Source organism: Pseudomonas sp. R4-15, assembly GCF_055768815.1.
In genome coordinates this window covers 15,273-27,230 of record NZ_JBVTKW010000002.1, presented here as the reverse complement: position 1 = coordinate 27,230, position 11,958 = coordinate 15,273, and the positions used below count along the sequence as shown (strand labels likewise).

The 11,958-nt window shown below is 64.5% G+C and carries 18 protein-coding genes; 16 read left to right on the top strand and 2 right to left on the bottom strand.

Going from position 1 to position 11,958, the window contains the following annotated elements; genetic code table 11:
- The 6 genes from ACYRGX_RS22470 to ACYRGX_RS22445 all read left to right on the top strand — a co-directional run.
- A partial coding sequence (locus tag ACYRGX_RS22470; RefSeq protein ID WP_473056777.1) for a recombinase family protein occupies positions 1-317 on the top strand: 317 nt, incomplete at its 5' end.
- A 72-nt stretch (positions 318-389) separates the two neighbouring features.
- Positions 390-839 (top strand): hypothetical protein, encoded by a 450-nt coding sequence (locus ACYRGX_RS22465; RefSeq protein WP_473056775.1) that lies wholly within the window; start codon positions 390-392, stop codon positions 837-839.
- On the top strand, positions 836-1,096 hold the full coding sequence (locus ACYRGX_RS22460) for a hypothetical protein (protein WP_473056774.1): 261 nt from the start codon (positions 836-838) through the stop codon (positions 1,094-1,096). The genes ACYRGX_RS22465 and ACYRGX_RS22460 overlap by 4 nt, the downstream gene beginning before the upstream one ends.
- Before the next feature lie 98 nt (positions 1,097-1,194).
- The gene (locus ACYRGX_RS22455) at positions 1,195-1,341 is read left to right on the top strand and encodes a hypothetical protein (protein WP_473056773.1); all 147 of its coding nucleotides are present in this window, start codon (positions 1,195-1,197) and stop codon (positions 1,339-1,341) included.
- A complete protein-coding gene (locus ACYRGX_RS22450) occupies positions 1,338-1,769 on the top strand; it encodes a hypothetical protein (RefSeq protein ID WP_473056772.1) in 432 nt (143 codons plus the stop codon). Before ACYRGX_RS22455 ends, ACYRGX_RS22450 begins: the two co-directional genes overlap by 4 nt.
- Positions 1,766-2,923 (top strand): tyrosine-type recombinase/integrase, encoded by a 1,158-nt coding sequence (locus tag ACYRGX_RS22445; protein WP_473056771.1) that lies wholly within the window; start codon positions 1,766-1,768, stop codon positions 2,921-2,923. The genes ACYRGX_RS22450 and ACYRGX_RS22445 overlap by 4 nt, the downstream gene beginning before the upstream one ends.
- Before the next feature lie 810 nt (positions 2,924-3,733).
- Here ACYRGX_RS22445 and ACYRGX_RS22440 read toward each other — a convergent pair.
- Positions 3,734-4,009, bottom strand: a complete 276-nt coding sequence (locus ACYRGX_RS22440) for a type II toxin-antitoxin system RelE/ParE family toxin (RefSeq protein WP_143507869.1) — start codon at positions 4,007-4,009, stop codon at positions 3,734-3,736.
- Between the two features lie 41 nt (positions 4,010-4,050).
- Positions 4,051-4,248, bottom strand: a complete 198-nt coding sequence (relB, locus tag ACYRGX_RS22435) for a type II toxin-antitoxin system RelB family antitoxin (RefSeq protein WP_473056770.1) — start codon at positions 4,246-4,248, stop codon at positions 4,051-4,053.
- 207 nt (positions 4,249-4,455) lie between these two features.
- Between relB and mobV the strand changes: the two genes are divergently transcribed.
- The 10 genes from mobV to ACYRGX_RS22385 all read left to right on the top strand — a co-directional run bounded on the left by mobV (position 4,456) and on the right by ACYRGX_RS22385 (position 11,936).
- Positions 4,456-5,745 carry a MobV family relaxase gene (mobV, locus tag ACYRGX_RS22430; RefSeq protein ID WP_473056769.1) on the top strand — a complete coding sequence of 430 codons (1,290 nt, stop codon included), beginning with the start codon at positions 4,456-4,458 and terminating at the stop codon, positions 5,743-5,745.
- Between the two features lie 143 nt (positions 5,746-5,888).
- Positions 5,889-6,518 (top strand): ParA family partition ATPase, encoded by a 630-nt coding sequence (gene parA / locus ACYRGX_RS22425; RefSeq protein WP_143507866.1) that lies wholly within the window; start codon positions 5,889-5,891, stop codon positions 6,516-6,518.
- 36 nt (positions 6,519-6,554) lie between these two features.
- The gene (locus ACYRGX_RS22420) at positions 6,555-6,773 is read left to right on the top strand and encodes a plasmid partition protein ParG (protein WP_143507865.1); all 219 of its coding nucleotides are present in this window, start codon (positions 6,555-6,557) and stop codon (positions 6,771-6,773) included.
- A gap of 2 nt (positions 6,774-6,775) precedes the next feature.
- Positions 6,776-7,225, top strand: coding sequence for an ogr/Delta-like zinc finger family protein (locus ACYRGX_RS22415; protein ID WP_473056768.1), 450 nt, complete (start codon positions 6,776-6,778; stop codon positions 7,223-7,225).
- Between the two features lie 108 nt (positions 7,226-7,333).
- Entirely contained in the window at positions 7,334-7,567 is a 234-nt protein-coding gene (locus ACYRGX_RS22410; RefSeq protein WP_143507863.1) for a helix-turn-helix transcriptional regulator, read from the top strand.
- A gap of 65 nt (positions 7,568-7,632) precedes the next feature.
- On the top strand, positions 7,633-7,854 hold the full coding sequence (locus tag ACYRGX_RS22405; protein ID WP_473056767.1) for a hypothetical protein: 222 nt from the start codon (positions 7,633-7,635) through the stop codon (positions 7,852-7,854).
- A gap of 59 nt (positions 7,855-7,913) precedes the next feature.
- Positions 7,914-8,444: a hypothetical protein gene (locus ACYRGX_RS22400; RefSeq protein ID WP_473056766.1), complete on the top strand. Its 531-nt coding sequence runs from the start codon at positions 7,914-7,916 to the stop codon at positions 8,442-8,444.
- Positions 8,441-9,022: a hypothetical protein gene (locus ACYRGX_RS22395; RefSeq protein ID WP_473056765.1), complete on the top strand. Its 582-nt coding sequence runs from the start codon at positions 8,441-8,443 to the stop codon at positions 9,020-9,022. Before ACYRGX_RS22400 ends, ACYRGX_RS22395 begins: the two co-directional genes overlap by 4 nt.
- Positions 9,019-11,265: a VapE domain-containing protein gene (locus ACYRGX_RS22390; RefSeq protein ID WP_473056764.1), complete on the top strand. Its 2,247-nt coding sequence runs from the start codon at positions 9,019-9,021 to the stop codon at positions 11,263-11,265. The genes ACYRGX_RS22395 and ACYRGX_RS22390 overlap by 4 nt, the downstream gene beginning before the upstream one ends.
- A gap of 17 nt (positions 11,266-11,282) precedes the next feature.
- Positions 11,283-11,936: a hypothetical protein gene (locus tag ACYRGX_RS22385; RefSeq protein WP_473056763.1), complete on the top strand. Its 654-nt coding sequence runs from the start codon at positions 11,283-11,285 to the stop codon at positions 11,934-11,936.
- Positions 11,937-11,958: the final 22 nt, after the last annotated feature.

Below are 11,958 nucleotides of genomic sequence, written 5' to 3'. Positions count from 1 at the left end.
TTTTCGCCTATGCGCGGGTCTCGACAGCAGAGCAGACCGCCGACAACCAACGCCAGGCGCTGAAAGCGGCCGGATACGATCCTGGGCACCGTTACTACGAGGAGCAGATTTCCGGGCGTGTGCCTGCCCTGGAGCGTCCCGTGTTCCTGCGCATGCTCAACAAGCAATCTCCAGCTCTGGCCCATGTGCATCGGTGCCGCCTGCGCAACTTCACCCAGCAGGAGACAGCCACCGCGACGGGCCTCAGCCTCTCTACGGTCAAGCGCTACTGGCGCGCCGCTGAGCCGGCAGCAGGCGAAGAACTCAAAAACTCATAAGCTCAAATACTCAAAAGAGCTTGCCTTTCCTTTGCGCTGTGATAACGTCAGCACAACGCAAAGGAGAAAACCATGCACGCCCCCGTCCTGAAGCCATTCCTGATAGATGGCCACCACTTCGAAGCCGAGGATCTGGCCCAAGGTTACTTGGTCAATCCGCTGCTGCCGGAGTCCTTCGACAACACCCCGAACGATGAGCGCAGCCACCACCACATGGCCATGTGGTGGGAGCGGCCATTCATCGTGCGGTACACCTGGGCCCAGGCCGAGCAGCACACCATCAATTGGCAGGCCAAGCGGCGGGCTGAGGGCGAACCTGGTGCACTCAGCGAGGAAGAGACGGAAGCGCTCCTGGAGAAGAATCGGGCGTCGTTCTTCGAGGCCTTCCCTGCCGGCGAGCGATACACCGTCCGCTGCCTCGATGGTGGTGCTTGGGATCGTTCCACCTGGTGGGGCCAAAGCCCGACCCTGGAAGGGGCGCTGGACTTGGCCGAGAACGGCCCGCTGTGGAGGCGCCAGTGAAGGACGAACACGACAAGCACACCCGTGACCTGCTCAGCGGAGAGGCTTTACGCAAGACGGCGGCCGAGCGTCAGGCTCGGCTGATCGAGCGGCGCGCTCAGGAGGGCTGGAAGCGCAAGACGATATGGATACATGAGCCCAGCCGCCAGGCCGGCTACGCCGCTGGCGAAGGGGGCGACCCCTGCGAACCGGGCCAGGCCGGTGCCGAGGACAAGGTGTCCTGGTTGATCGGCTGGGAGGCTGCAACGAAGGATTAAAACTTGCCGGGCGGCGCTGTAACGCCGCCCAGCAATCGACCGATGGGCGCGCCAACGCCTTCCCGGTCTGTCACAGGCGACCACTTGAGGAGACCGCCATGCAACACACGAAGAGTACCACCGTCCGCGTCTATGGCCATGCCGGCCGGCTGCTGGGCGAACTGAAACTGCCGACCAGCTCGCGCCTGGCCGACCTCGAATCACTGCGCGCCCTGGGTGCTGTCCGTGTGGAGGTGCGCCAATGACTCGCGCAAGCACTTCCCAGGGCGGCTACCTGATGACCGAAGATACCTACCGCGAGGTTATGCAGGGCATGGACTCCCTGCGCTTCCTGGAGGGCATGCTGTGCACCGTTCTCTACGGCAATAAGCCAATCCAGCAATTCGACCTCGATGACCTGACCGGCTATATCCAGCTTCTGCTAGGTCACACGCACGCTCCCCTGAAGGCGCTGGAATACCAGCATTGGCAGCCGGTGCCTAAGGGCAAACCGCTCACCCCGGCACCGGCCGCGCAGGCCGTCCCTCCTGCTGAGCCTGTCGAGCTGGATCCTGCCGAGGAGGAGGAGCTGCTGCTGCGACACTACCGGCGCCTGCCTGCTGGTGATCGTCAGCACCTGCGCCGCTGCGCTGAGGCGCTGGCCTACGTGGCCGAGCAGGAGGCTAAGCCATGAGCCTGGAGATTCGCGGCAAGGCCCTAAGGGTGGCTTTCCGATACAAGGGGAAGACTGTTCACGAGAGCATTCCAGGCGGCGCTACCCCAGAGAATGTTGCCCGCTGGGAGTCGCTTGACCCGATCCTACAGCAGGATATTCGGGCGGGTACTTTCGACTATGGCCATTACTTCCCCTGGAGCAAGCGCGCCACTGAAAACCAGTTTGGCACCTACCTGGACACCTGGCTGAAGATCAAGGCAAACGAGGTGGCCGCCAGCAGCTTCAAGAGCTACACGACCGCCGCCGAGGTGCATTTGCGGCCAAAGTGGGGCGCTCGCGAGGTCACGGCTATTGACCATATTCAGCTCCAGGAGTGGATTCAGAGCGACCTGATGCCGAAGCTGCACAACAAGACGATCAAGGGGCTGGTCAGCTGCATGGGGCAGGTGTTCCGCCTCTACCGCACACGTAACCAGGACGCGCACGACCCCACCGAGGGTATCTACATTCGCCAGCCCGATGCCGAGGATCCTGACCCGTTCAGCCGTGAGGAGATTCGCCAGATTCTCCGCACACATGCCGAGGACGCCGGCCAGCTGAATCTTTTCGAGTTCATGGTTTGGAGTGGCCCCCGGATTTCTGAGGGCATCGCTCTGGCCTGGGAGGATGTAGACCTGGAGCGCGGCGAAGTGACGTTTCAGCGCGCCCTGGTATCACGTCAGTACAAGGTCACCAAAACCAGGCGATCAAAGCGCAGACTGAAGCTGTTACGGCCTGCCCTGGAGGCTCTGCGCCGCCAGCACGCCCTGACCGGCCAGCTCCCCCCGGTGACTGTCGGCGTGGTTGATCGGGACAACCGGACGATCAAGCACCGTGCGCTGACCTTCGTTTTCCTCGCGCCCAATGGTGAGCCCTTCAGGGACGCCGACCAGTACCGCAACCAGTTCTGGGCGGGCCACCTCAAGACGGCGGGCGTGCGTTATCGGGGGCCGAATCAATGCCGCCACACGTTTGCCAGCCAATTGCTGACCAGCGGCGGGGTCAATGTCGAGTGGGTCGCTGAGCAGATGGGGCACACGTCTACAGCGATGATTTGGAGGCATTACGGCAAGTGGATCAAGGACGATGAGCGCGACCAGGTCGAGCGGCTGAATGCGCTGCTCGATGTCTGATTGGGTACGGGTGCGACAATATGTCGCACCTTTCCAGTGCGCCCGGAAGTTTGCCTGCTGCTTATGGGGTTTTAAGGAATTGGCGATTCGCCCTGGCCCTGCCTGGGCGGCTTGACGCTGGAGTTGTGCGAAAGCGGTGCTTGCTAAGTGCCTGGCAGCACAATATCTTTGCTGGAAATACGACAAAGCCCGCGTAAGCGGGCTTTGAAGTGGTCAGTGGCGCTTGCCGGCGCGCTGACCCGAGGTCTCGGGGAATCCTGTGCTTGGCGGCTGGGAACGAGACCGGTAGATAATTCTGTAGCACAAAAATCGTGCTGTCTACCACCTCACCCCCGAAACCGATGGTTGTCACTGCGGCGCTTTCGTAGGCGTAGCGGGGGGGGTTGGACTTCAAGAGCTTGTTACCCCCCTGTTGTGGCGATCTGGCCGAACGGGGATTCTCTGCATACGGCCAAGCGTGCGACGCGCTCCATGCCTTCCCAGGCTCGCAACCTGGGGGCACTGACGGTGGGTAAGGGGTTTAGACCGGCACCACGTTAAAAACGCCGAGGCGGCCGCCCAGCAGGGCAAGAGCCGGTCAGTGCAGCAGGCCTAGGGAGTGTCCGCCCAACGCGCAGAGGGGGCAGGGGTGCAAACCCTACCGATAGTGGGCGGCAAGGCGAATCTTCCTGGTTTAGGCCGGGAGGGCTTGCCTGTCTTGAAGCGCAGCGAAAAGACAGGCAAGCGCGACCGGGGAGGCCTTTGGCCGACTTCCTTTTGCCTGCCGCTCTGGCTCTTCTGTCCGTTATCTTGAACAGCCCGGCTCTTGCCCTAGGGGTATTCCTGGCGAGCATGAAGGACGTTCAAGACCTCGATGCTTGCAGCTGTCACCCGATAGACCAGGACGTAGTTAGGGTGTGCGACTACTTCCCGTGTCCCTGGTACTCGGCCAGGCCGGTACAGGTAGGGGTGCTCTGCTGCTGGAATGATTGCGCTCTCCAGCTGGGCAAGCATCGAGCGTGCTGCTGTGGGATTGCGCTCAGCGATATAGCCGATGATTTCAGCGAGGTCTTCGCGTGCGGTGGCACGCCAGAGGATGGGCAGCATGGGGCGGTATCCGGATCAGTCGAGACGTGGCCAGTTGGCTGTCACGACTTGCTCCGGGCAATCTTCTTTTCTGCTGCCTCGATGATGGCGGCTGCTTCGCTCATCACCTGGTCATGCGCCACGCTCGGGCGCTGATCGGCTAGCGAGGCCTCGACCTTGCGGCGGTACCAGCGGTCATAGCTTGCCGCTTCAGCCTCGGTGCTGAACTCGGAAACGATGGGTGACAGTTGTGCGCTCATGGTCGGGCCTATGGTGTGTTCAGCGTCAGTTTAGCGGATTTCGCCCTTTCGCGGCCGCCGATGGTCGCGGCTTGGCTTTTGCCCAGCGGGGCGAACGAACCTTGGAACAAGGTGTAGTGAGTACACCCTACGCCGCTCCCGCTCTACGCCCTTCCCGCTTCGCTCCAGGGCTTGCGCTGGCTTTTGCTCCACCTGCACGCTGATGGTATGCCCTACGCCATTCTGCGAACAGCCAAGCTCAAGAGCATGGGGGAGATTGCCGGCTCCTTATCGCACACCTACCGGACACGCGAGACCCCGAACGCTGACCCGTCCAGGGCCTCCCTCAACGAGCACCACGGCGGATCTGATCCGGCCACCGTGCGTGCTGCCATTCGCGCCCGCATTCCCGAGAAGCACCGTAAAGACGCCGTGCTGTGCGTGGAGTATTTCGTGGGTGCCAGTCCTGAGTTCTTCGACAGCGGCGGCGATGCTGACGCCTACTTTGCCGGCGCGGTGAAGTGGCTCCAGGAGCGACACGGCGCCGAGAACCTGGTGGCCTGGTCGATCCATCGTGACGAGACCAGCCCTCACCTGGTCGGCTATGTGGTGCCTCTCGATAGCGCCGGCAAGCTGAACGCCAAGCAGTTCCTAGGTGGCAAAGCGAAGCTCTCGGCCATGCAGACGGATTTCGCTTCCAGGGTGGGCGCAGCGGTGGGCCTGGAGCGTGGCATCGAGGGCAGCAAGGCCACGCATACGAGCATTCGCCAGTATTACCAGGCGCTGAACCGCCCAGATTTCAAGCACGGACGCCTGAACGCGGAGACGCTTCAGCCCAAGGTGCTGGAGAAGCGGTTGCTGACCAAGACCGTGGAAAGCCCCGAGCAGGTAGCCGAGCGGCTGACGCGAGCCGTGCAGGCCTACTACGGCCCAGCCATCACAGCAGGCGCCACGGCGGCCCTGGAGAAGCGCCGGGCGGTCGAGATGGCCAAGACGGCCAAGGCTAAGGATCAGGCGTTACGCGAAGCCAGGGCGCAGCTGGAGGCCGAACGGGCCCGGCTCGCCGACCTGCGGGCGCTGTTCCTGGACGGCCTCACCCCTGAGCAGCAACAGGCCCTGGCCGCACAGGCTGCCAACCAGCGGCGTGAGAACTGGATTGCGGCCGAGGCAAAGCGCCGCGCCGAGGCGCTGGCTGAGCTGGCGAGGAAGGCGGCAGGCGCTGCCTTGGTGTTTGCTCGCCGTGGCGTGCGTGCCATCGAGGAGGCTGCTGGGCGCTGGCGGTCGGTGGACTGGGGCAAGGTCGAGCAGGAAACAGTCCGCGAAGCCGTAGCCGAACACGGCCGCAGTATGTCCGAGACGGTCGGCGCGCTGCTCGACCACTCACCGGGGCATGCCGGTACCAGTCGCGAGCAGGCCGCCGAGATCCTGGCCGAGGTGGCGCGCCGCGAGGCGAGCCAACCGCAACGCCAACGCCAGCGAACAGAGCCGACGCGGGACTATGGGCCGGCGCCCAGGTAAAGAGTCCGCGCCCGCAGGGCGCAGCATTTTCCGGCGAAGCCGGGGCGGGCTCTTGCCTGGCGTTTGAGCTTATGAGTTTTTGAGCCTTTAAGGTTTTGAGTTTATGCGCTATAACCTCAAGCGGAACCTTTGGAGGCCACACCATGAAAGTGATTGCAGTGCTCAACCAGAAGGGCGGGGCGGGCAAGACAACCATTGCCACCCACCTTGCGCGGGCGATCCAGCTCGACGGGCAGGACGTGCTCCTGGTCGATTCGGATCCGCAAGGCAGCGCCCGCGACTGGGCAGCGGTGCGCGAAGACCAGCCGGTTACGGTGGTCGGCATCGACCGCCCGACCATCGAGCGTGACCTGAAGAACCTGGCGAAGAAAGACGTGGTGGTCATCGACGGCGCGCCCCAGGCGGCTGACCTGGCCGTCTCGGCCATCAAGGCGGCTGACTTCGTGCTGATCCCGGTGCAACCGTCGCCGTATGACATCTGGGCCACCGCTGACCTGGTGGAGCTGGTCAAGCAACGCATCGAGATAACGGACGGGCGCCTGCGCGCCGCTTTCGTCGTCTCCAGGGCGATCAAGGGCACCAAGATCGGCGCCGAGGTCAGCGCAGCCCTTGAGGGGTACGGCCTGCCGGTGCTCGACACGCGGGTGATTCAGAGGGTGGTTTACCCGGGCACGGCCGCATCAGGCAGCACGGTGCTCGATGCTGAACCGGCCGGCGATGCTGCTGCCGAGATTCGTGCACTTGCCGCCGAGATTATGGCCGCGCTCGGTTGAGTGTATGAGTTAATGAGTTAATGAGGATTTGAGACTATGAGCAAAACCACCGGAACACTCAGCGCCGGCCGCCCGAGCGCCAAGGCCTCCAGCGCCGCAACTCTGGCCAGCCTGGCCGACAAGGCCGCCACCGTGCGGGTGAACTTCGACCTGGAGCGCGACGCGCACACCAAGCTGAAGGTCTACGCCGCCAAACAGGGCAAGACCGTCAAGGATCTGCTGAAGGCCTATGTAGACAGCCTGCCGGAGGCGTGAGCATGGAGCGGGTAGAAGACCACTTCTATGCACCCTCTCTGGCTGAGTCACGTCAGCGGCAGTGCCCGGACTGCGGTGCTCTGCTGCACAGGCGCACGAGCCGCAAGCAAGGGCCGATCTGCACAGAGACTTTCTACCAGTGCACCTACATCCTCTGTAGCGCGACCTTCAAGGGATATGAGGAGATTGTCTACCGTTTGAAGGTGCCGAGTCAGAAAAACCCTCTGATTCGCTTGCCGATCAGCCCCTCACAGAAGCATCAGATTCCCGCCTCTCCCGGCATCAAGCCTGATTGCTGCCCGGACTGTGGCGAGCGACTGCATAAGCAGTTGGTGGCCACCGCTGACCCGTTCGTCTTCGTGGCCTACGCCGAATGTGCCAGGAATGGCTGTGGCTGGGCGGCCTCAGCCCCCGTTGAACTAAAGCCTGTCAACAAGGAAAAGCCTGTTTGAGTGACCGCGTGTTGTAGGAGCCCGCGCTACAACCTCTGCTTGATGAAAACCCTCCAGGGCTCCCGGATAGTCGGAACTGTTCCGAACCATTCCGAAGGAGCCCGAGCCATGACGGCCCAAGCCCCAGCCTCACCCGCCAGATTGATCCGCCGCCCGGAGGTGCTCTCCAGGGTGGGGCTCTCTTCTTCGACCCTCTACGAAATGACCGCAGCGGGTGATTTCCCGTCGCCCATCCCTATCGGACGCCAGGCCGTGGCCTGGCTTGAGTCCGAGGTGGACGCCTGGATCAAGAACCGGATCGAGCAACGCGACAGCCGAACGCGAAAGCGGGCGGCGCGCTGATACCTGCGCGCCGCACTGGCCTGGGTTGTCGGGGGACGCGACCAGCCAATCAACGAGGAATCGCCATGCAGATCCAACTCACCATCAAGGGCCAGCAAGTGTCCCTTGCGCTTTCCGAAGTAAACGACGTGCTGCGAGCACTTGAGCACGGCGCCCAGGGACGTACAGAGGCCAAGACGTTCGGCTGTTGTGTCGTCCACGGCGCCGCGCACGGCGGAAAGCTCCCTGGCGCGCTGACCTTCAGCGAGCAGCCCCCGAAGGTCGATTACATCCTGGCCGACTGCTAACCCGCCAATGAAAAGCCCCACCGGGAGGACAGCCCGGTGGGGCCTAGAGGACAACACCCATGAAGAGCCAACAGGATATGGCGGGGGCGGCTGTGCACCAAGGAAAAACCGCCAACCGCAAAAAAAACACCTGCTGCCAGGTGCCGGAAGCCTACGGCCGCCCGGCCGTGAGCCTCCCCTGCGCTGCCAGCCAGAACGTAGTCACCATGGGCGTCCAGGTGGCCGACAGCTACCTGCTGAACCAATACCCCGGCGAGCGCCTGGACGAGGTTGTGGCGCGCCTTCGCCGTAGCGCCCCTGCCCGCCATTGGCCTGATGTCGAGGCCGGTCTGCTGGCTCGCCTGGAGCAGTGCCTGCGCTCGATGCAGGGAGCTCCGAACTTCGACCAGGACGAGAAAAGCCAGGCCTTCGCCCTGGGTAATCAGACCATGAAGGCGCTGCACGAGCTGGCCATCCGTGTGTCTGCCCTGGCAGCCGTGGGCGCCATTGTCCCCACCACTGCACAAGGTCAGGAACAGCTCCGCCAACTGGAGGCCCTTGCCGGGGCCATCACCTGGATCTGCCCAGTTGAGCCGGGGGTGACGCCATGACTTTCTCGCGAGACTCCCGCCGAGCGTGGGCTATCTGGCAGGCCGGGCGCCGGCCGGATCCGCAGCACCCCTACCTGATCCACCATCGCATTGCCCCGATGCAGCTCCGGCAATCCCGCCAGGGGGCGCTGATCCTGCCCTTGTGCGTACGCGGTGCCTTCCAGGGCGTGAGGCTGATCCCTTGGGACATCACCAAGCCGAGCGTGACCGTTGGGGGCGCGCCTGCCGGCTGCTCGGTGCCGACAGGGCGTTATCAGCAAGGGCAGGCCCTGGCTGTGACGGTTGATTGGGCCAGCGCTGTGGCGCTGCATCACATGGGCATGACCGCGTGGGCGTGCCTCAGCCTGGACAACCTGGGCACTGTAGCCTTCCAGGCGCGCAGCCTGATCGGATCAAGCGGCCGCCTGGTGGTGGCCGGTGACAACACCGAAGAAGGCGGGCGCCGGGCTGATATGGTGGCCATCTCGCGGGGCGCTGAGCTGATGATCCCCGGGCGGCCAATCGGCGCGCCGAAGTGGGTGGAGACCTTTGGCGACCTGGCGCGCTGGAAGGCTGGCGTGCGGAGGGCGAAAGCATGACGGCGCCCTTCCTGGACTACTGTGCACGGCGCTGGGCGGGGCCTGCGGATGCCCTGGCGGATTTCTTCCAGGACGCGCAACTGGCAGCGGCCGAGGTTGGCGCCAAGCTCGATGCTCTGCCTCTGCTGGATGGCGAACGGCACTACCTGCCGGGGCTGGAAGGCGGCGACAGCCAGAAACACTACTACCGGGCACACATCGAGCAGGACAAGGACGGCACGGCCTGGCCATGCGTGACCTTCGGCAGCTTCAAGGCAGGCGAGCCGAAGCGCTACTGGAAGCCTCGCGACCTGGCCTGGAGTGACTTCCAGGGCGCTGGCCAATCGAGCGGATCGAGCAGCGAGCAGCGCAGCCGCTATGCCGAGAAGGTTGCCCAGGCAGCGGCTGAGGCAGCGACCCGAAAGGCCACCAACGAGGAATGCCGCAAGCAGGGCCGGGAGGCAGCAGCGGCCGCCGCCGCGCAGGCCTGGAGCGCGTCCGCAGCATCCAAGCCGCACCCGTACCTGAGCGCCAAGGGCGTGGAGAATTACGGCCTTAAGGTGGCGACGGCTGACCTGGTGGCCAGGCTCTGGAGCGCTGAGGACGGCGAGTGGAAGGACGGCGTGACGGTGGTTCGCCGCGGCGAGCTGTTGCTGCCGATGCAGGACGCCGAAGGCCGTCTGTGGAACCTCCAGCGCATCGACGCCAAGGGGCGCAAGCGCTTCATCATGGGCGGGCGCGTCAAGGGCACTTTCTGCCGGATCGAGGGCGAGGGCGAAGCCTGGCTGGTCGAGGGCTACGCCACTGGGGCAACGGTACGGGCGGCCACCGGGGCGGCTGTGGTGGTGGCCTTCAGCGCGGGCAATCTGGCACCGGTAAGCCGTGCGCTTGCCGGCCAGTTGCGCGGGGTGGCTGCCGACAATGACCCGCAGGGCGCGGGAGAGAAGGGAGCCCAGGAGACGGGGCTGCCGATGGCCATGCCTCCAGCCGTGGGCACCGACTGGAATGACCACGCCGCCGAGCATGGACTTGAGGCGGTTGCCGAGGCACTGGCCCAACAGGCGGACAACGTGGCGAGCATCCCGGCCCCTGGCTGGGTGGACTTCCCTGACCTCAGCGCCAAGAACCGCCCGCTGAACACCATCGAGAACCTGGAGGCGCTCATGCAGGCGCACCAGGTGCGCGCCCGCTACAACCTGGTCTCCAAGACGGTGGAGCTGGACGTGCCCGGGCTGGGCGGTACCGCCGACAACCGAGCGAACACCTCCCTGGCCGTGCTGGCCAGCATCGCGGCGCGTCACTCGATGCCACGCGAAAGCCTGGGCGAGTACGTCAAGGCGATTGCCGACCGCAACGCTTTCTCCCCTGTGGGCGAGTGGATCCGCGCCAAGCAATGGGACGGCCGCGACCGCCTGCCGGCGTTCTTCGCCACCATCGAGGCCGAGGACACGGCGCTGCGCGACGTGCTGCTACGCCGCTGGCTGATTGCCGCCGTGGCGGCCGTCATGAAGCCCTCCGGCTTCTGGTGCAAAGGCGTGCTGACCCTCCAGGGGGCGCAGAACCTCGGCAAGACCTCATGGTTTCGGGCTCTGGTGCCCCAGGAGCTGCGCCACCTGATCCGTGAGGGTATGCACCTGGACGCGCAGAACCGTGACTGCATCGTGACCGCCGTTTCTCACTGGCTGGTCGAGCTGGGCGAGCTGGAGGCGACGCTGCGCCGCGACATGGAGTCGCTGAAGGCCTTCATCACCCAGACCTCAGACCGCATGCGCCGCCCCTATGACCGGGTGGACAGCGAGTATCCGCGTCGCACCGTGTTCTTCGCCTCGGTCAACTCTGACCGCTTCCTGAAGGACGCCACCGGCAACAGCCGTTTCTGGGTGCTGCGCTGCCAGCGCATCGAGCACGCCCACGGGCTGGATATGCAGCAGGTGTGGGCCCAGGTCTACGCGCAGTTCTACCTCCAGGGCGAGCAATGGCACCTGACCCAGGACGAGCAGGAGCAGCTCGACAGGGCCAACGGGCAATTCCGCGAAATCAGCCCCATCGAGGAGCTGCTGCCCCTGCGCTTTGACCTCAACGTCAAGCCGACCACCGAACTGACCGCAACCCAAGTGCTGTTGCACCTGGGCTACGACAAGCCGACCCGCGCCCAGCAGTTGGAGGCCGGCGCGGCCCTGAAAAACCTCAACGTCCCGCACCGCCTGTTGCGCGGAAACACCGTTTACAAACTCCCCCTGCCGAAGATCGGACAGGGCTACTGACCCGAGAGGAAATGCCCATGCACACCACCCCCCAAACCCCGGCTGATCTGTCGCCCACGTTCCAGGAACAGCACGACAAATTCACCGAGGCGCGCCGCGCCTATGTCGAGATCCAGGAGACCTACCAGGCCACCGTCCAGGAGACCAACCGCCTGACCCAGGCTGCCCAGGCGCTGGAGGCCGAGGCAGAACAGGCCAACGCATCCTGGAAGGACATGGCCAAGGCGCGGCACGCCGACCAACGCAAGATCAACCAGGAGGTTGAGCGCAGCGTGCAACTGAAGATGGAAGCGGAGAAGTACCGCCGCACTGCCAGCGTGCGCGAGGAGTTGCACGGGGAAATTGTCGTGCAGATTGCCCGGGCCAGGTCTGCGGTCAGCGCGGCCTGTACTGGACTGCGGGGGCGCTACCGCGAGGAGCGTATCGCGGCGCTGTTGGCCACCGAGGGCCTTGGCGAAGTGCTGCGCGAGCTGCGCGACCTTGGCGGTGACGACTTCACCAACCTGGTAGGCAAGGCCGCGAGCCAGGTCGCCGCCATCCCTGCGCCTCTCCTGGACGGCATCCATGTGCCTCCGACCATCAGCGGGGAGATCGTCCCGCAGAACGGAATGGAAATGGCCCGCCTTGAGCAGAGCGGCGGCAAGTCCGTCCGCCATCCCAACAACCAGTAATCCACGCCGACCAGGAGCAACC

Excerpts from the sequence above, each read along its gene's own strand:
- ACYRGX_RS22465 (WP_473056775.1), top strand. The coding sequence starts at position 390 with ATGCACGCCCCCGTCCTGAAGCCATTCCTGATAGATGGCCACCACTTC.
- ACYRGX_RS22455 (WP_473056773.1), top strand. The coding sequence starts at position 1,195 with ATGCAACACACGAAGAGTACCACCGTCCGCGTCTATGGCCATGCCGGC.
- ACYRGX_RS22450 (WP_473056772.1), top strand. The coding sequence starts at position 1,338 with ATGACTCGCGCAAGCACTTCCCAGGGCGGCTACCTGATGACCGAAGAT.
- ACYRGX_RS22445 (WP_473056771.1), top strand. The coding sequence starts at position 1,766 with ATGAGCCTGGAGATTCGCGGCAAGGCCCTAAGGGTGGCTTTCCGATAC.
- ACYRGX_RS22440 (WP_143507869.1), bottom strand. The coding sequence starts at position 4,009 with ATGCTGCCCATCCTCTGGCGTGCCACCGCACGCGAAGACCTCGCTGAA.
- relB (WP_473056770.1), bottom strand. The coding sequence starts at position 4,248 with ATGAGCGCACAACTGTCACCCATCGTTTCCGAGTTCAGCACCGAGGCT.
- mobV (WP_473056769.1), top strand. The coding sequence starts at position 4,456 with ATGCCCTACGCCATTCTGCGAACAGCCAAGCTCAAGAGCATGGGGGAG.
- parA (WP_143507866.1), top strand. The coding sequence starts at position 5,889 with ATGAAAGTGATTGCAGTGCTCAACCAGAAGGGCGGGGCGGGCAAGACA.
- ACYRGX_RS22420 (WP_143507865.1), top strand. The coding sequence starts at position 6,555 with ATGAGCAAAACCACCGGAACACTCAGCGCCGGCCGCCCGAGCGCCAAG.
- ACYRGX_RS22415 (WP_473056768.1), top strand. The coding sequence starts at position 6,776 with ATGGAGCGGGTAGAAGACCACTTCTATGCACCCTCTCTGGCTGAGTCA.
- ACYRGX_RS22410 (WP_143507863.1), top strand. The coding sequence starts at position 7,334 with ATGACGGCCCAAGCCCCAGCCTCACCCGCCAGATTGATCCGCCGCCCG.
- ACYRGX_RS22405 (WP_473056767.1), top strand. The coding sequence starts at position 7,633 with ATGCAGATCCAACTCACCATCAAGGGCCAGCAAGTGTCCCTTGCGCTT.
- ACYRGX_RS22400 (WP_473056766.1), top strand. The coding sequence starts at position 7,914 with ATGAAGAGCCAACAGGATATGGCGGGGGCGGCTGTGCACCAAGGAAAA.
- ACYRGX_RS22395 (WP_473056765.1), top strand. The coding sequence starts at position 8,441 with ATGACTTTCTCGCGAGACTCCCGCCGAGCGTGGGCTATCTGGCAGGCC.
- ACYRGX_RS22390 (WP_473056764.1), top strand. The coding sequence starts at position 9,019 with ATGACGGCGCCCTTCCTGGACTACTGTGCACGGCGCTGGGCGGGGCCT.
- ACYRGX_RS22385 (WP_473056763.1), top strand. The coding sequence starts at position 11,283 with ATGCACACCACCCCCCAAACCCCGGCTGATCTGTCGCCCACGTTCCAG.